Source organism: Natronoarchaeum philippinense (genome assembly GCF_900215575.1).
Taxonomy (GTDB): Archaea; Halobacteriota; Halobacteria; order Halobacteriales; family Natronoarchaeaceae; genus Natronoarchaeum; species Natronoarchaeum philippinense.
The window spans coordinates 95256-111630 of record NZ_OBEJ01000002.1 but is presented as its reverse complement, the minus strand read 5'-3'; the positions used below and the strand labels follow the sequence as shown (position 1 = coordinate 111630).

The following is a 16375-nucleotide window of genomic DNA, read 5'->3' as shown; positions in this document are numbered from 1 at the left end:
GTTCTCTCCGGTAGAAGTAGATGAAGCGAGCACACAATAGTGCTCAATGAGACATTCTGGAACGTGGATGACGCTTTGGGACGATCGCCTCTTGGAAGTCATACGAGAGGAGGATTCGGGGGCACCCACTGAACTCTCTGATCAAGACACAATTCGGGTATCCCGGCAACACATCTCTCGCCGGCTCAAAAAACTCGCAGAGAACGGGCTGTTACAACCACTTGGCAATGGCGTCTATGTCATCACAGAGGAGGGAGAGGCATATCTTGACGGCGAATACGATGCCGAAGCTGGAGCGTATCTTAATGGTGCTGATGATAGAAATGGACCTTCTGCGAGTGAAACCTCTAAATCATAGATATGGCCCGGAAGCAAGCCCGATGGATGTGTACACTGGATGAGCGAATACTTGAGCATCTCGAGGAAGATTCGTGGTCGACACCGCGGTATATGTCGAAGGAATTCCGGTTCAACGCATCACGGGGACGGGTAGAAGAACGTTGTAGAAAGCTCACGCAGGCAGGGCTAATCGCGCCAATCTACGAGGATGCTAATTTGTACGATATTACGAGTGATGGGCAGCAGTACCTTGAGGGAGAGTTAGATGCAGAACATCTATCTGTGACCTCACAACGTCCAGTTCACTGAGTTATGATTCGATCGTTCTAACCATACGGATGAATGACCTAATCGCCATACGGCAGTATATCGGTGGTCTTCGCCGGCGCGCCAAGATTGATAATAACATAACTTCAATCAGGTGGTAACCAGTAGGATGTCTAATAATGAATATAGTGTAGTTGATCTATTCAGTGGCGCAGGTGGGTTTTCTCTTGGTTTTGACCAACCAGAGCGATTAGAAGGTCTCGGAAATCTGGACTATTCGGAGATTGGCTTCAATTCCGGTGGGTTCAGTACGGATCTTGCTATCGACAACTATGAGGAAGCCACTGAAACCTTCTCGAAGAATTTTGACTGCCCAGTCATTTGTGCTGATGTAGAAAATATTCAAGCCTATCCGGGATGGGGAAACACAGATGTTGTTATAGGGGGACCACCCTGTCAGGGCTTCTCCAATCTGAATAGTGTAAAAACCGAAAAATTATCTGATGATCGCAATGGACTCTGGGAAGTCTTTCTGGAAGCGGTAGATGAAATCCGTCCTAAGGTCTTTGTGATTGAGAATGTTTCCCGATTTTTACGTTCAGCAGAAGGCTTGGCTGCTGTAGAGAAGGCTGAAGAACTGGGATATAATACGATAGTAGACGTTCTTAACGCCGCTAATTATGGAGTCCCGCAACGAAGAGAGAGAGGCTTCATAATCGGGAGCCGGATCGGAACACCGTTCTTGCCAGCGGCAACTGATCAAGAAACAAGGACAGTAAGAGATGCAATTGGCGATCTTCCCCAAAAGCCAACAGACGAAAATCTACACGAAACGCGAAATTTCAGTAAACTCCAGCGAGATCGTATGCGATATGTAGCTGAGGGTGAAAACAGATATCAAATTCCTCGATACCTGCTTCCAGATTGCTGGAAGGATTATGAGGGAAGTGGTACAGACCTGTTTGGTAGGCTAGAATGGTCTGAACCTTCGGTAACCATACGAACCTCATTCCATAAGCCGATGAAAGGGAGACACCTGTATCCGGAGAGTTTCGTTCCTAGGACACTGACTTTAAGAGAGGGGGCTAGGTTACAAACCTTCCCTGACAATTTCGAGTTCGGGACAAACTATCAGGTACATAGAGCACGCCTTATAGGAAACGCCGTACCGCCAAAATTAGCATATCATATTGCTCTTGCCGTTAAGTCTCATCTCGATGGATTAGAAGGACAAAAAAAGAAGGATGAGAATCTCCCACATGAGAAGTTCACTACTGCAAAAAGAGAACCCACAGATGTTCTAGAGGATTATCGGTAACGCCTTACTCTGTTTCGGCGTGAGGACAGATGTCGTTAAAATCGCATGTTCCACACTTCTCCTTGTCTGGAGTTGCGAAGAATTCTCGATCCATTATATTGTCAACGTTCTGTTCAACATTTCGTTCAACCTGTTCAAGCTTCGAATCAGAAAGGTCTACTGTGCGTCGCTCTCCGTCGCTTAGGTAGTGGATATACCCATCGACAGTCGAGAGGTCAAATTCAGACTGAGTTGCAGCTGCATACAGACGAACTTGGAACTCTGACGCAACTAGCTTGGGATCGTGAGGTGAATCTGGCTCCTGCTCTGTTTTGAAGTCGAGCACATTTACTTCTTCAATTTCTCCAGTCTCCGGGTCTCGTCGTTCCAGTAGATCAATTTCTCCAGAGATCAGAGCCTCTCCGTTCGTACCTGATCCAGAAATCAGATACTCAAAGGGCTCTTCTGCCTTGTAAGTGAGAGGGATGTCCTCAGAGTACTCTGTCACGTAGTCTACGAGGACTCTTTGTGCCTCATCTCGTAACAGTTGGTCAACTTCACCTCTAGCATGTCGTAGATAGAAGCGATCGGGATTTTGAACCATCTGCTTGATTTCTCCGGGACTTGGTAGAAGCCCTTGTTCATCATCAGCAAATCGCTGGTGTACCTCTCTCAAGATATCGTGTACAGCAAACCCATAACCGAATGCAGAGTCGATAGTCGGTGCAAAGTCATAAATGTGCCTCATTTTATAATCATATGGGCATTTCTGGAAATATCGGAGGTCGGTGAATGAGGTTGGATAGACAATGTCCTCCATTTCTGCTTCTGAATCAGACGGTCGTCGAGGTGTTGGGTCTGACCTCACCTCATCCATTACATGGCTATATTCCTCAGATTCGACCTCCTCAAAGAACTGGTTAGGGTTCTGAGAGATTTCATATCCTCTGTTCTCTCGAGCTCCGGTTAGAAACAGGAATTTTTTGGCCCGTGTGAGGCCGACATAGAACAGTCGACGATAGTCTTCTGTATCCTCTTCGTAAATATCTGGATCAAAGACATCATCTGGAAGCCAAGTATCTCTTGTTGCTCCTGTAGAACTCGTACTGAATTTATACGTAGAGAGTCCCGGCATAAACACTGCGGGATACTCTGTTCCTTTTGCCGAGTGGATTGTCATGAGATTTACCGCATTAACTAAAGTTGGATCTTCAATCCTCGGATTAGAGTTTTGTGCCGCATAATCTAGGAATTGAACCAAATCATGAATCTGTTCTGGGAATATGATTTCATATACTGCTTCAAAGTCTTGGAATAGCTTACTCACTTGCCCAAGCTCATACATAAGTGGTTCTGGGAAGACTTCATCATCAGACGAGATATCGCTTTCAACGTCCCCCATTCCCATTGCTGCAAGGATATCATGAAGTTCATCCTGTGGGTGTATCCTTCTGGAGGAAGGATTAGAGAACCAGTCTCTTTTCTCCCATAGTGTAGAGACGATCTCATCTTCTCTATCACGCAAATATTCAGATTGCTGGATAGTCTGTCTGAGATCCTCTTCAGACACGGACATAGTTACTGTTTCATCAAATCGAGAACTTCCCGACTCTTCAAGATCAATAACTTCTATATCGTCATCATGACCCCTAGCAATAAAGCCAATTGCAAGACGGATTATCTCTGTTTCTGGCCGGGCAAAGATACTCTCTTGGCCACGCACAGTATATGGTATTTCACGATCATCAAGTTCTTCTTGGACGATCTCCATGTCCCTTTTTCTACGGAATAGTATCGCAAAGTCCCCATAATTCAGCGGCCGCTCTTCCCCACTAGCAGGATCCTCAAAGGAAGTATGAACATGGTGCTGAATCTTGTCAGCTATAAATTCAGATTCCGAGCTATCAGTCTCAAAGTAATTTTGATAGATGTCTCCGATATCAGGCTCTGTATTGGAGAACATCTCCTTATCCAAACGTTGGTCATTCCGTTCAATACTATCTTGAGCGATATCAACGATTCCACTCGTTGAGCGGAAATTCTGCTCGAGTCGTCTCACTTCTCCATCGTACCTGTTTCCAAATTCAAGGAAATTCTCTGTTCTCGCTCCCCTCCATTTAAAGATGGATTGGTCGTCATCTCCCACTACGCAAATATTCTTCTTTTCTCCAGCTAATAGCTCTATGAGGCGTTCTTGAGCAAAATTGATGTCTTGATACTCGTCGATTATCAGGTACTCAAACTGATTACGAACCTTCTCAAGAATCTCGGGGTTCTCTTCCAAGATATGAATTGCTTGGTAAATAATCCCCTGAAAGTCATAGAAATGTGTATCATGCATTTCTTCAAGAAAAGAATCATACACCTCAATGAAATCTTGTGCAACTGGATCATTTGAAGCCCTGACTTCCTCTTCTACCAGTTCACGACGCATTGCGTCAATATCCTTCATAAAGCGTTGTATTCGACCAGTTTTCCCGTATGGCGGATCGCTGTCGTCGCCAATCTCATGTAACCCGATATATGGATATACTCGAGAGAGAAATGCAGAGAGCTGGTTGTCACTTAGAACATCGTAGCTGAGTGTGTCTGGATCAAATTCGTGCAAAACCTCATCAAGACAAAAGCCATGCACAGTTCCTACAAACATATCGCCGAGAATAGGGTTTTCTGGATTCGCTTTATCCATCATGTCCCGGATACGAACTTGCAATTCCTCAGCTGCATTTTCAGTAAAAGTGAAGGCGACAATACTGTCTCGGTCAACACCATCATGGACCATTTGGGCGACACGAGCAGCGATTGTTTGAGTTTTACCGGAACCTGCGCAAGCAATCACCTGAATTGGACCTTCTTTGTGATTAATTACATTTCTCTGGGAGTCCGTCCAAAAGTCATCTTCCGTCAAGTCGGGCATATACCGACAAGGGCAATCTGGGTACCTAAATCTATTGGAGAAATGAACTTATTACTGAATTCAAAGGCAACGCCTTATGCCCTTTTCAGTATGGCCCTCTCTTTCTATTACCCCCACACCTCACTCGCTTCCTCGTTTAGCTGCACGCCACTGTACTCAATGTACGTGTTCGCGCTCGATAGATCGGCGTGGCCCATCGTCTGGCGGATGTACTGTGGCGTCGCACCTTTCGATGCGATGAGCGTCCCGTAAGTGTGCCGGAGCACGTGCGGCGTCACCTTCTTCTGAATCTCCGTCTCGTCGGCAACACGCGTCACGCGGTGATACACCGCCTGCCGGCCCACGCCCACAGCCTCGTTGCGCTTGAAGAACTCGCGGATCACTCGCAATGTGTCGGGGTCACGAACGGGGATCGTCCGCGCGGCGTGCTCGGTCTTGGGCGTCCAGCCGTCCTGTTCGGCAGGTACCCGGAGCTGTTCGTTCTGCCAGTCCATCCAGTCGCTTTCCATCTGAGCGAACTCGCCAGCTCGAAGACCGGTATGTACCAGCGCCCGGATCGTGAAGTCGTGATCGAGGTCGAACGTCTCGGCGGCGTCGAGTAGTTCGCTCAGTTCGTCCTTCTCAAGCGGCTCGCGTTTCCAAGTCATTGTACTGAGACGCCAGCGGTGTGTAAAACGGTCTACAAAGAAGCTTGGGATTGGCCGGTTTCGAGGGGATTCGGCGGGGTGCGTTCTACAGACTTGTAAGACTGTAAACCAGCGGTTAGCGATTGATACAGAAGTGGCAATGTCCGACGAATGAGATCCGGTAATAGCTTCACCCCGCCCCGAGCTATTAATAGGCGACTCTGATTGGTGTGGATTAACAAGAATGAACGACAGATCAAATCAAGAAACAAAGGAATCGAGTAAATCGGTTAATGAGATGTTCCAGCATCTCGAAGAAGCCAAGCAGCGTGATGAAACGCCTCGAAGAAGTTCCAGTACCAGTAACACTTGGTCAAAAAAAGCGAGACTGATGCGAAAGCGCTCAGATCCGGCCGTGCTCGCCAGTAATCATGAATCTCGGTTACAAGAACTCGCAGATCTTGATATGGTAACTCACAGAGCGGGGAAACCGTGGACGTCGGTCAAAGCTGGCATTGAGGCTCACGGCAGTATCCCGATCTACTACCGTTTAGACGGGATGATCACGCACAAGGGATACATCGACCAGATCGTTATACGACCGGATGATGAATCAGACGTTCCGCAATCGATTAGAGATCATATCACAGTAGATGACACATACAGTGACTACCACGACAAGTATGATACTACCACGTTCCTCGTTACGAATGGTGAGCGCTTAGACGAATCGTTTCCACAATCTGACTTAGAGCGTCTTGAGGGGGATGAGTACGTTGACGAGGACTTCTCATATCAACCGGCATACGTTCGGCAGCGAAGCGGGGACTTTCCCGACTTCTGACCAACGTAGAAATAAAATTGAGAAATTGTGTCTCTCCTTATTAGGGTAGATTATCTGGGGTTCTACGGTCATACAGGACGGTATATCTTAAGTACTCTCTCTATGGCAGAAATGCAGATTGGATATAGAAGACGTATTGCCGACATTGCGTCGCGTTTTTGCTGAAATTGTTCCACAATGCTTAATGATCTAACACCCATATTGCAAAGCATGGTTGAATTATTAGCAGACGTTCAGACAAATAAAGGAAAAGACGTTGCTAAGGTTTACAGAACTCCTAGTGAGGAATATCACTATGAAATTAGAACTCCCTCAGAAACGGATAGAATTCACATCGATATGAAAGAGACAAAGGAAGCTATAAGAAGTAATGTAGAAGAATTTCTTGAATCTATAGATCATCCAGATGCGGATACCAATCTCTTTGTGAATATGGCATAGGACCAAAGTGAAACGTCACTAGACTATATTATATCTAACTTTGTTTTATAAACGTTGAAAGAAGCAATACAAAATACCATCATTAGATTGATGTGGTGGGATAGCCCGGTTAATAGCTAAGCGGCCGATTATGAATAAGGACGACTTTGATAATTTCGATAGACGAGATCGGCTGTATAGAACTGCTTTCGAGGAATATGATTCGTTAAAAACAACCTATCTAAAATTCTATGCGGCTTCTAGTCAGCTCAAAAAGCGAGGGAGACTTCTGACATATGGATCAACAATTTCCGGTGGTATCCTGTTATTCATTATTGGTTCTGTGATTTTGCGTGATAACCCATCATGGTGGAATGATGTTGCATTTGGTCTATCGATTATAGTTGCTGCGCTCTCATTCGTTAACGCAGTTGACAACCCCCAAAAACAGTCTAATGTTTGCTACAACTCAGGACAGACTTTGCAAAGGGTTTTCTTGGATTTTCACTATTTCATTACTGTTCGACTTCCAGACCCATCTGAAGACTTAGACGATCTGGAGGAAGAATATGAACGTTTGTTGGAGGAGAAGCATACAGTAAATGAAACCACACCTCAGCTTGGGGATAAGTGGTATCACCGAGTGAAAGAGAGAAAAGGAACTTGGAAGCCAAAGCCGCTTTTGAAGGTAACTGGTGAAGACAAAGAATTCCGGGTGGATGACAACTCGGAAGAAGATGAGGCGAAAATAGAGATGATCAAATCCAAAGCTGCATCACCTATTCGGAGGATCCTTAGGTGGGCAGGATACTAATATATCTCCTCTATTGTCACTTTTGCCTGTTGCGTATCACGGTGAGCGCCGCCACCATGCCACCGAACTAACGGGAGATCGCACGCACGGACCATCTTGTCGTCGAGCACGGTACAGCCCGAGCGCCCATGCGGCCGATAGACGACGAAACAGTACCACCCGTCGGCCCGCCGAAGCCGGTCGTGGTACTTCCGGTAGATCTTGAAGTTGCCCGGCTGGCCGTCAGCATGCTCAACCATCGTGCTCTTAATCTCGACGGGCGTGCCGTTCTGGAAGCGCGCATCGTGCCAGCTCGCTCGGTCGAGTTCGAACCGGCGCTTCCTCGCCATCCGCTTCTCGCAGATCGTCCCGAAGTGGTTCGCTCGCTTCGACCGATTCACGCGGACCACGCGCATCGCGCGCTGTTATATATAATCCTCCGCTGGCCACTTGCTCGCGCGCCCATCGCGGTCGCACGACGACCGTCAGGGAGTCGGGCGGCGTATGGGCTACTAAAGGGGGGTCGCTTGCGGTTTACAGCTTTACACCCTTGCGCCCTCATGCGATTGCGGCCTCCACGCTGGAAACCCACTCACGCTTCTCGCCGCCGTCGTCGTACTCGTTCAACCAGTTGTTGACGGTAGTGTGGCTGTAGGGCACGAACTGGGCAGTTTCACGTGGCGACATTCCTTGCTCACGGCAGGCCTGCATCGTCCACATGGCGACGCGCTTCACGTCCGTATCGTCGATCCCAGTATCGGCCGATTCGTTGCCCGAGGGCGCTTCCCAAGACCACTCGCTGGCTTCCTTCGTCGCCATGCTCCAGTCGGTCTGCGGGATGCCCCGGAGCGGGCGCGGCTCGACATCGACGAGCTTCCCGTTGGAAATCCGGTCGGCAACGATCGCCTCCTTCTTAGAGGTCTTCTTGATAATCGTCCCGACGCGCCAGAGCATCGGGTGGATCGAACTCTCGTCGTGGCCGATATAGATGAGAGCGCCGCCGTACTTGCGGATCTTGAACACCAGCGGACCCATCAACTTCCGGACCTTGTGGCCGTCCTCACCGGTGCCGCTGCCGTGCGACGAGAACTCGTCACCGATGAACAGCTTCGGCTGCTGAGGATTCTCGACCGGATTCCCGTCCTGCTGGACCCACTCGGTCAGCAGTGGGTAGTTTGGGATGTACCCGTCATCGACTGAACCATCCTCGCGCACCCACTCGTCGTTCCGCGAGAGCGTCCGGATGTTGCTCCCGACGAGTAGATCTTGGTCGACGACGTGCGCACGGAGCTGGCCCAACAGCCCAGCGAAGTCGGACTTGCCGGCGCCCATCTCGCCCAAGACGACGATCACCGGCGCCGGACCGTCGACGATCTGCTCCAAGCGCATCTTCGCTTTGAGCCCCGCGAGGTCGGCCTCCTGCGAGGGATCACCGATATAATGCTTGAGCGTGAGCGAATCGCCGTTTTCGAGCGCCTGTCGGGCCGTGTGTCCGCCTTCGGCTCGCAGGATGTCGCGGTTCTTCTGGACGCCGAGGTAGTCCGCCGGCGCTTTCGTCTCCCAGCGGTCGGGGTCGTGGTGGAGCGCCCGGACGGTCATCTGCCGGTCGAGCTGTTCGTCCCGGACGAACCCCGAGTGCGGAAGTACCTCGTCGGGATCTCGCGCGAGGTTGTCGCTCTGGAACTCGCGGAAGCCGCCAACCGTGTAGTTGTCCTGTTCGTCACTCATCGGTGCCTCCATCGGTGGTCGCGGGCGGTCGAATGTCGTGCTCCTGTGCGTACTCGCCGCTGTACTGTTCGATGTCCTGTATCTCGTCGTGTTCGGCCTGCTCGGCGTCCTTCTTGGCGGCCTCGAAGCGGTCGCTGACGGCGGTTCGCGGGTTCATCTGACCCCGCTCGTCGGCTTCGGCTTCCTCGTTGATCACGTCGGCTTGGATCTGCAGCCCGAGTTTCGAGATACGCCCTCGAAGTCGGTTCAGTTCCAGATACGACTCGACGAGGTCGCCGTGGACATCTTCGAGCATCGTCTTGCACGTGACGAGTTTCGAGTCGGCCATCTGGCTCATGTAGCACCCGCGCACCGCGAGTGTGCGGACATCCTCGTGCCAGTCGAACTCGCGTACCTCGAAGGCGTCGCCGTCGTTGCAGAGGTATGGGCTTGGGCCGTCGACGGTCTTCTCCGACCAGACTTCCGGCGCGACGTAGTATTTCTCGCGTTCGTCGGTTTGGCCGTTGATGTGGTAGACCGTCACCATGTTCCGATTCCGGAGCGCCCGCGCGCCGGTGACGAACAGCCCGAGTAGTGGCGGACCGAGTAGGAGCAGCGCGGCGAAGATGCCGCCGGCGATCGGCGGGATACCCGGCAGACTGGGCTTGAACCAGACGAGCAGGATGCCGACCGAGACGGCCAGCCCCGCCGCAAGGAGCTGACCCTCGGCCAGCAGGTAGGTGATGCGGTCCGACCAGCCGCCGAAGGTGCCACTCGTGTCGCTCACGCTTCGACCACCCCGGTGTTCTCCGAGCGGACCACGTACCACGCCGAGAGCGCCGCCAGCACGATCGTCATGAGCACGCCAGTGAACAGCCCGGACTCGCCCCCGAACGTCTTCAGCGGATTCTGAGACTGTTCTTCACGCCCGATCGAGACGTACGCGCCCGTCCCTTGGTCCATGCTCGCCGGCGTCGTGATCCCGACCGCGGCGCCGTCCCGATCGCTGACCGGCACCACAACCGTCGATCGGCCTTCACTCACCACTTGCTCGACGTAGTTGAACTGACCCGTCCCTTCGCCCCACGTCCCCGCTTCAGTAATAGAGACGCGCGTCGGCTCGTCGGCCTCGAACTCAAGCGAGAACTGACCGTTGGTGTACTCCCAGTCGACGAGTCGGACGTTCGGCCCGACCGTCTCCTCGTAGTTCGCGCCTGCCTCGACGGCAGTCCCGTTCGTCGCGTTCTCCTGTGCGAGCGCGCCGCCGGCGCCCATGCCCATCGCCAGAACTGCCGCTACAACCAGCGACAGCGCGAAAAATGTCCGGCGCATGGTCAGTTCCCCGGTAGCAGGTTCGACACGGCGGCGCCGGCCGCAACGATCACGCCGCCGATAATCGCCAGTCCTGCGAGCGGGCTTCCGCCGCCCCCGAAGTCGAAGTCAGGAAGCAACGGCCCGCCCCCGCCGCCTTCGTTGATCACGGTGATCGTCTGGTTGCGGGCGTCCTCCTGTGCTGCGTTCAGGTCTTCGAGATTCTCGACGACCTGTTGCCAGTCGTAGTCCGGCGTCGACACGTCCCGCGCATTCATCGTCAGCGTGTCCGAACCGTCCGCGGTCGTGACGATCTTGAACGGCTGGACCAGCTCGGAGTAGGTGCCAGTGTCGTCAGCCTGCTCGCCGTCGAGCCCACCGTCACTCGTGTTCGTCGTATTCCCGTCCGTGGTGTTGCCGTCCGTTGTATTCCCGTCCGTGGTGTTGCCGTCCGTTGTATTTCCATCCGTGGTGTTGCCGGTGGTTCCGTCGCTGTCAGGAGAATCCTGCGTAGACACGTCATTGGCCCAGTGCGCGAAGAAGATCCCGCCCTCCTGTTGCTCGGGATCGATCACCTCGCCAACGGGGAATCCGTCGGCAGGCGGGTTCGTCGCCCCGAGATAGCCGGGCGCTTGGATCGGGTTGCCGTCCAGATCTGTCTGTTCGGGGAACTCCAAGAGCACGTCCGTCTCGTTGTTGACGGGAATCCCCATCCCACGGAGCTGGAGCGCCGCCTCGGCGGGATTCGAGGCGTTGGCCGCCGAGTCCTGCAGGGCGGCCGGCCCGACCATGTCCGCGCGGTCCCACTGGTCGGGGTTGTCCCGCATCTCGATGTAGTTGCTGTTCGCCCACGCATCGACGGCGTCGAGCGAGTTCTGGCGCTCGGAGTCGATCGTGTCGAGCACGTTCAGGTAGCGCGTCATCACGAGGACGTGTGCGTTGGGCTTGTCGCTCACGTCCTCGACCATGTCCTCGTTTACGTCGAAGTGCGAGGGGTTCGGTGGGTAGAATCGCAACCCCATGTAGACCGGCTGGGGACCTGTGCCTGTCCCACTGACATGCACGTCCGCTTCAGGCGGTTGGTTGTAGGTGCCTTGGTCGTCGGGGTACTGAAACCCGTCCTGAATGCGGGGCCAGACTTCATCTGACCAGAACGGCGCATCTTGATTGGACTCCCAGCTCCGGCTCCCGCTGGACCCGTTCGTCGACGGCGAAGTCAGATCACCCGGCAGGAGCGCCCCGAAGAAGCCGTTCGGCATGACGTTTTCATAGTCAGAGATACCGAACCCCGCGATCTCTCGGCCGGTCTGTTCGTAGGTATCGTAGGTGTAGGTCTCTTCGCGCCAGACCTCACTTTGCTCGATATCCCCCGAAAACGGACACTCGGGGATCATGCTGTAGCCGACACTGCCGTCATCCGTCGAGATATCCGTCGGCAGGCCATTCAGGTGACTGTACCAGTCACGGACTGCCAGCACGTTCTGTTCCAGATGCGTGAGCATCTGCTGGAGGATCTTGTCCCATTCCTCGCTGACGACCTGTTTGGCCGCCGCGGTCGCGTCGGTGCGGCTTGCTCCTTGCTCGGCTTGGTTGAACAGTTCGAGCAGGCCGTCTTCCATCGCTACGCGGCTGTAGAGGTTGGCCTGATTCTCGACGCCGGTGAGCGCACGCTTTTCCATCTGCTCGAAGTCGTAGGCTCGCCGGTAGATCTCAAGCCGTTGCTGATACTCGTACTTCTCCTTGAACGAGCTTTCGTCGCCCCACGGCGCCAGCGAGGCAATGCCGTTGATGGCTTTGCCCGAGAAGTACGCGAGCGTCCCCATGCCGTAGCCGAACTGCTGGGTGGCGGCCAGATACTCACTCTCTGGAACGCTGTAGTTACCCGTCCGGTTGCGCGCCGAGGCTGTCCCAGCGAGCGCCGCCGTCGCACCGGCCGCACCGATCCCGCGCAGCACGTCACGCCGGCAGACATCGCAGTCCAGCCGTGGGCTGTGGGCCCCGCTATCGCTGTCGTCGGCCGCCATTCAGATCGCCCCCGTACCGGCCAGCGCCAACCCGGTGATTCCGGCCAGCGCGGTCGCCGCTCCCGAGAGCGCGAGGAAGGCGACGGTCGTCTTGTCGAGCTGTGCAACGTCGTCGGAAAGATGAGTCGTCATGAGTTGTGTCTCCGAGAAGCCGCGTTACTTGTAGGCGATAATCCAGAAGCCGGCGCCGTTCAGCATCACCATGAAGACGCCGACGTACCACGCCGCGCCGACGGCGACAGCGACGGCCGGCACGAGCGCGCTCAGGATGTTCAGGATGACCATCAGGAGCACGATCACGAACTCCATATCGGTCAGGTCATCCCGCGTGGTCTGGCCGTTCGTGATCCACGCGATGAAGATCACCGCCATCGTCACGACGAACGCCCACGTGATCTCGGTGCCGTGCGCCGCGTAGAGCGCGTCGTTGAACGACCACTGGTAGGGAAACGTCCCAGTCGTGAGGTTGAACAGCCCCGTCAGCGCGATCGTCGCCATCACGAAGATCGGCGCGAGGATGCTGTCGGTCAGGTCGATGCCGTCTTCCCGGCGCACGCCGGCAGGGATCATGTTCTCCGGTAGGTTCAGTGCCATAACCAGCGGCGGTGTGTAAAATCGCTCTACAAAAATCTCGGGGATAGGCCTCTGAAAGTGGCCTATTGCGGCGGTGCCGTCTGCCGAAGATGCCGGTCCTGACACCCGGACGTACACTCGGGGCAGTTCCAGACGTTCCCGTCGTTGTCGCCACAGACGCGAGCGAACCGGTCGGAAACGTGCGCCCCGCAGCTCTGGCAGTACGTCATCGGACGGTCACCCACGGATCGTTGATCGGATCACCGCCCCACGCGAGGTAGCCGCGCCGTTCAAGCGGCTTTAGCACGCGCCGGCTGACGCTCTCAGCAGGGATGTTCGTCTCACGGGCAACGATGCTCTTTGCTTCCCGGACCGGAACAGATCGGCCAGCACCCGCCTTCCGAAGCGCCGCGTAGCCCTTCGCCAGCGTTTCGTCGTCGGTCGGTGGCTGACGGCTCTCGTCGGGATCGGGAGCGTTGATGACGCTTCGCATGTAGCGCCGAATGTCCTTGCTCCGGTCCGTCTCGCGGTCGTCGAGCGCCTCGTCGTACTCGTCGAGAAGGCTCTCGGGAACCCGGATGGTGACGCGACTCGTCGCGTCAGTCGGGCTTTCCATCCGGCTCATGCCGCCCACCTCCCACGCATGACGGAATCGGGGCGTGTCATACGCGACGAAATCCCCAGACGGCAAGCGATTTTCGCGCAGGTCGACAGTATGTAGGACACCCCTCCCCGGGTCGCTGGGAGACTCACGCGCTCGCCCGTGCCCGTGCGTGGGACCGAGCACGACTGCCGCTCTCGACGCCGGGGAGTCATCGCTCACCCCCAACGGAGAGCCACCACGGTGGTGAGACGTGCGTATCTCCGGTGTCGAGATCGACGACCGAGAGATCCGACCGGACCCACCGCCACCAGCACGAGGCGACGTGAGCGCACCAGCCACGGTAGCGGAAGCCGTCACAGTCGCACTCGGCCCGTAGGGCGCCGTCGTAGATGGCGAACAGCACGCGGTGGGGCTTTCCCTCGCTGAGCAATACGACGCGCTCAGCGGGCGACACAGGGCCGCCAGTGTCGTGCTCTCGCTGAGCACGTTCCCACGACGCCGACAGCGTCCAGTCGGTGGGGAACCGGAGTCGCGGCGGTTCACCGAGCTGGCGCTCGATCGACGCCGCGGCCTGCTCGACGCCGAGGCTCATGCGTCACCACGCCCACAGTCGGGGCTGTTCTCACAGACGCGCCGGGTGATCCCGCCGCGAGAGGTTGTGGTGACCATCCGCCCACCGCACCGCGGACAGAACCGGCTCACGCGGACCACCTCCGACTATAATAAACGCTGGACGGCGGCGTGACGCGACTCGTCGTTGGTTCGGGTCGTTTTTGAGCGCCGTTTTCAGGCGTCGCTATTCGGCTGTTTCCGGAAGGTAGAACGCACCGAGACGGACATTTCCGGTTGAGGTTAGTATCAACCGTTTGTCGGATGGGCCCGCTCGGATTTGAACCAAGGACGAAGCGGTTATGAGCCGCTCTCTCTAACCAGACTGAGATACGGGCCCGTACCCCGTCGTTGGATGATGCCGAACTAAGGTTTGTCGCATTCCCACGGCTGCGGCTGTACCGTCGCGTAGAACAGTCTCTCAGCTACGCGAAGTAGAGTTGCAAGGAAGTTCACGGCATCGGAAGACAGCGTCTTGCGAGCTGTAGATTTCGGAGAAAGTCACGCCACCGCCAGGGCTCGAACCTGGGACAACCTGGGTAACAACCAGGTGCTCTACCAACTGAGCTACGGCGGCCCGTTGCACTTCGGTGTAGTCGGGTGTTTTTAATAGGACTTTCGTTTTCGCCGCGTCGTCGGGCACCGATATCCTTTCACGCGACGGGGAGCAACCACGGTTCAATGACTGACGAGGAGTTCGCGGCCGTTGTCGAGGGGGTGCGAGAGACAGTCGACCCGTCGACAGCCGAGCGCGAGCGGATGGAGGGGGTCGCCCAAGAGCTACGCCGGCGAGCAGAAGGCGCGGTCGACGAGCTACCGGTCGACGCCGACGTGTTGCAGGTCGGCAGCACGGCCCGAAACACGTGGATCAGCGGCGACCGCGACATCGACGTGTTCGTTCGCTTCCCGACTGAACTCGACCGCGAGGAGCTAGAAGAGTACGGCCTCGATGTCGGGCACAGCGCCCTCCCGGAGGGTCACGAGGAGTACGCCGAGCACCCGTACGTCAAGGGCGTCGTCGATGGGTTCGACATAGATCTCGTCCCGTGTTACGACGTCGAGGACGCCGCCGCGATCCGGTCGGCGGTCGATCGGACGCCGTTTCACGCCGAGTACGTCGCTGGTCGGTTGGACGCCGACCTCGCGGCCGACGTTCGCCTCGCAAAGCAGTTTCTGACCGGAATCGGCGTCTACGGCAGCGATCTACGGACGCGAGGCTTTAGCGGGTATCTCACCGAACTGCTCGTGTTAGCTTACGGCGGCTTCCGCGAGTTCGTCGAGGCGGCAGCCGAGTGGCATCCACCGGTCGAACTCGACCCCGAGGACCACGGTGACGAGACGTTCGACGACCCGTTAGTCGTCATCGATCCCACGGATCCCGAACGCAACGTCGCGGCCGTGCTGTCGGCCGACAACGTCGCCCGGCTCCAGCACTACGCCCGCGACCTGCTCGCCGACCCTCGCGAAGAGTTGTTCTTCGCCGATCAGCCAGCACCGCTGTCGGACGCCGCTGTCGAGGCGGCGATCGCCGAGCGCGGAACGACGCCCGTTGCCATCCGATTTGCGGCACCCGACGTGGTCGAAGACCAGCTCTACCCCCAACTCAGCCGGTCGCTCGACGGGATCACTGAGGCGCTCGACCGCCGAGGATTCGACGTGGTTCGGTCGACCGCGATGGCCGACGAAACCGCCGTCCTGTTGGCCGAGCTTGCTGTCGACGAGCGCCCGGCGATCGAGCGCCACGAGGGGCCGCCCGTCCACGTCCGCGAGCACGCAGCCGGCTTCTTCGAGAAGTATGCGGACGACGAGAGCGCCTACGGCCCCTTCGTCGAGGGCGAGCGCTACGTCGTCGAGCGCCCTCGGGAGTTCGAGACCGCAGCGGCGTTCCTACGCAGCGACCAACTCCTCGACGTTCGCCTCGGCACGCACGTCGCCAGCGCGCTCGAAGCGGACCACGAGGCCCTGATCGGCGAGGAAGTGGCGTCGCTGGCAGGAGAGTTCGGCGTCGAGTTGGCGCAGTACTTCGAGCCCGAGCCCTGACGGA

Annotated in this window: 18 protein-coding genes and 2 tRNA genes; 6 read left to right on the top strand and 14 right to left on the bottom strand. The window is 55.7% G+C overall.

Annotated elements, in window-relative coordinates; genetic code table 11:
* The first annotated feature begins 46 nt into the window (after positions 1-46).
* Positions 47-358, top strand: coding sequence for a PhiH1 repressor (locus CRO01_RS17110; RefSeq protein WP_097008480.1), 312 nt, complete (start codon positions 47-49; stop codon positions 356-358).
* Between the two features lie 417 nt (positions 359-775).
* The gene (locus CRO01_RS07260; protein ID WP_097008478.1) at positions 776-1924 is read left to right on the top strand and encodes a DNA cytosine methyltransferase; all 1149 of its coding nucleotides are present in this window, start codon (positions 776-778) and stop codon (positions 1922-1924) included.
* A gap of 4 nt (positions 1925-1928) precedes the next feature.
* Here the strand turns inward: CRO01_RS07260 and CRO01_RS07255 are convergent, their stop codons facing one another.
* Positions 1929-4820: an ATP-dependent helicase gene (locus CRO01_RS07255; RefSeq protein ID WP_097008477.1), complete on the bottom strand. Its 2892-nt coding sequence runs from the start codon at positions 4818-4820 to the stop codon at positions 1929-1931.
* A gap of 107 nt (positions 4821-4927) precedes the next feature.
* Complete coding sequence (locus CRO01_RS07250) at positions 4928-5467, bottom strand: tyrosine-type recombinase/integrase (protein WP_097008476.1); 540 nt, start codon at positions 5465-5467, stop codon at positions 4928-4930.
* Between the two features lie 223 nt (positions 5468-5690).
* Between CRO01_RS07250 and CRO01_RS16345 the strand changes: the two genes are divergently transcribed.
* The 3 genes from CRO01_RS16345 to CRO01_RS16335 all read left to right on the top strand — a co-directional run bounded on the left by CRO01_RS16345 (position 5691) and on the right by CRO01_RS16335 (position 7524).
* Positions 5691-6290 carry a hypothetical protein gene (locus CRO01_RS16345; RefSeq protein WP_143824925.1) on the top strand — a complete coding sequence of 200 codons (600 nt, stop codon included), beginning with the start codon at positions 5691-5693 and terminating at the stop codon, positions 6288-6290.
* A gap of 210 nt (positions 6291-6500) precedes the next feature.
* Positions 6501-6731 carry a hypothetical protein gene (locus CRO01_RS16340; RefSeq protein ID WP_143824924.1) on the top strand — a complete coding sequence of 77 codons (231 nt, stop codon included), beginning with the start codon at positions 6501-6503 and terminating at the stop codon, positions 6729-6731.
* Positions 6732-6861: 130 nt separating this feature from the next.
* Complete coding sequence (locus CRO01_RS16335; RefSeq protein ID WP_143824923.1) at positions 6862-7524, top strand: sugar porter family MFS transporter; 663 nt, start codon at positions 6862-6864, stop codon at positions 7522-7524.
* Here CRO01_RS16335 and CRO01_RS07240 read toward each other — a convergent pair.
* From CRO01_RS07240 to CRO01_RS07195, 12 genes are all read right to left on the bottom strand, one after another.
* Positions 7521-7904: a hypothetical protein gene (locus tag CRO01_RS07240; RefSeq protein WP_097009149.1), complete on the bottom strand. Its 384-nt coding sequence runs from the start codon at positions 7902-7904 to the stop codon at positions 7521-7523. The genes CRO01_RS16335 and CRO01_RS07240 overlap by 4 nt on opposite strands.
* A 157-nt stretch (positions 7905-8061) precedes the next feature.
* Positions 8062-9231 (bottom strand): hypothetical protein, encoded by a 1170-nt coding sequence (locus CRO01_RS07235; RefSeq protein WP_097008474.1) that lies wholly within the window; start codon positions 9229-9231, stop codon positions 8062-8064.
* Entirely contained in the window at positions 9224-9997 is a 774-nt protein-coding gene (locus CRO01_RS07230; protein WP_097008473.1) for a hypothetical protein, read from the bottom strand. Before CRO01_RS07230 ends, CRO01_RS07235 begins: the two co-directional genes overlap by 8 nt.
* On the bottom strand, positions 9994-10542 hold the full coding sequence (locus CRO01_RS07225) for a hypothetical protein (RefSeq protein ID WP_097008472.1): 549 nt from the start codon (positions 10540-10542) through the stop codon (positions 9994-9996). Before CRO01_RS07225 ends, CRO01_RS07230 begins: the two co-directional genes overlap by 4 nt.
* A gap of 2 nt (positions 10543-10544) precedes the next feature.
* Positions 10545-12545 (bottom strand): hypothetical protein, encoded by a 2001-nt coding sequence (locus CRO01_RS07220; RefSeq protein WP_097008471.1) that lies wholly within the window; start codon positions 12543-12545, stop codon positions 10545-10547.
* A complete protein-coding gene (locus CRO01_RS17005; protein ID WP_259370010.1) occupies positions 12546-12677 on the bottom strand; it encodes a hypothetical protein in 132 nt (43 codons plus the stop codon).
* Positions 12678-12701: 24 nt separating this feature from the next.
* Positions 12702-13139: a hypothetical protein gene (locus CRO01_RS07215; RefSeq protein ID WP_097008470.1), complete on the bottom strand. Its 438-nt coding sequence runs from the start codon at positions 13137-13139 to the stop codon at positions 12702-12704.
* 62 nt (positions 13140-13201) lie between these two features.
* Entirely contained in the window at positions 13202-13348 is a 147-nt protein-coding gene (locus tag CRO01_RS17155) for a DUF7563 family protein (RefSeq protein WP_449289587.1), read from the bottom strand.
* Positions 13345-13743, bottom strand: a complete 399-nt coding sequence (locus tag CRO01_RS07210) for a hypothetical protein (RefSeq protein WP_097008469.1) — start codon at positions 13741-13743, stop codon at positions 13345-13347. Before CRO01_RS07210 ends, CRO01_RS17155 begins: the two co-directional genes overlap by 4 nt.
* A gap of 187 nt (positions 13744-13930) precedes the next feature.
* Complete coding sequence (locus tag CRO01_RS07205) at positions 13931-14314, bottom strand: hypothetical protein (protein ID WP_097008468.1); 384 nt, start codon at positions 14312-14314, stop codon at positions 13931-13933.
* Positions 14315-14596: 282 nt separating this feature from the next.
* Positions 14597-14671, bottom strand: a tRNA-Ile gene (locus tag CRO01_RS07200).
* A 164-nt stretch (positions 14672-14835) separates the two neighbouring features.
* Positions 14836-14908 (bottom strand) — tRNA-Asn (locus CRO01_RS07195).
* Between the two features lie 104 nt (positions 14909-15012).
* On the opposite strand from CRO01_RS07195, the gene cca reads away from it, so the two are divergent.
* Positions 15013-16371: a CCA tRNA nucleotidyltransferase gene (gene cca, locus CRO01_RS07190; protein ID WP_097008467.1), complete on the top strand. Its 1359-nt coding sequence runs from the start codon at positions 15013-15015 to the stop codon at positions 16369-16371.
* Positions 16372-16375: the final 4 nt, after the last annotated feature.

What these genes read in the sequence shown, in the direction of transcription:
- CRO01_RS16335 (WP_143824923.1), top strand. Translation starts at nt 6,862, where the DNA reads ATGAATAAGGACGACTTTGATAATTTCGATAGACGAGATCGGCTGTAT.
- CRO01_RS07235 (WP_097008474.1), bottom strand. Translation starts at nt 9,231, where the DNA reads ATGAGTGACGAACAGGACAACTACACGGTTGGCGGCTTCCGCGAGTTC.
- CRO01_RS07205 (WP_097008468.1), bottom strand. Translation starts at nt 14,314, where the DNA reads ATGAGCCTCGGCGTCGAGCAGGCCGCGGCGTCGATCGAGCGCCAGCTC.
- CRO01_RS16345 (WP_143824925.1), top strand. Translation starts at nt 5,691, where the DNA reads ATGAACGACAGATCAAATCAAGAAACAAAGGAATCGAGTAAATCGGTT.
- CRO01_RS17005 (WP_259370010.1), bottom strand. Translation starts at nt 12,677, where the DNA reads ATGACGACTCATCTTTCCGACGACGTTGCACAGCTCGACAAGACGACC.
- CRO01_RS07215 (WP_097008470.1), bottom strand. Translation starts at nt 13,139, where the DNA reads ATGGCACTGAACCTACCGGAGAACATGATCCCTGCCGGCGTGCGCCGG.
- CRO01_RS17110 (WP_097008480.1), top strand. Translation starts at nt 47, where the DNA reads ATGAGACATTCTGGAACGTGGATGACGCTTTGGGACGATCGCCTCTTG.
- CRO01_RS17155 (WP_449289587.1), bottom strand. Translation starts at nt 13,348, where the DNA reads ATGACGTACTGCCAGAGCTGCGGGGCGCACGTTTCCGACCGGTTCGCT.
- CRO01_RS07210 (WP_097008469.1), bottom strand. Translation starts at nt 13,743, where the DNA reads ATGAGCCGGATGGAAAGCCCGACTGACGCGACGAGTCGCGTCACCATC.
- CRO01_RS07220 (WP_097008471.1), bottom strand. Translation starts at nt 12,545, where the DNA reads ATGGCGGCCGACGACAGCGATAGCGGGGCCCACAGCCCACGGCTGGAC.
- CRO01_RS07255 (WP_097008477.1), bottom strand. Translation starts at nt 4,820, where the DNA reads ATGCCCGACTTGACGGAAGATGACTTTTGGACGGACTCCCAGAGAAAT.
- CRO01_RS07260 (WP_097008478.1), top strand. Translation starts at nt 776, where the DNA reads ATGTCTAATAATGAATATAGTGTAGTTGATCTATTCAGTGGCGCAGGT.
- cca (WP_097008467.1), top strand. Translation starts at nt 15,013, where the DNA reads ATGACTGACGAGGAGTTCGCGGCCGTTGTCGAGGGGGTGCGAGAGACA.
- CRO01_RS16340 (WP_143824924.1), top strand. Translation starts at nt 6,501, where the DNA reads ATGGTTGAATTATTAGCAGACGTTCAGACAAATAAAGGAAAAGACGTT.
- CRO01_RS07250 (WP_097008476.1), bottom strand. Translation starts at nt 5,467, where the DNA reads ATGACTTGGAAACGCGAGCCGCTTGAGAAGGACGAACTGAGCGAACTA.
- CRO01_RS07225 (WP_097008472.1), bottom strand. Translation starts at nt 10,542, where the DNA reads ATGCGCCGGACATTTTTCGCGCTGTCGCTGGTTGTAGCGGCAGTTCTG.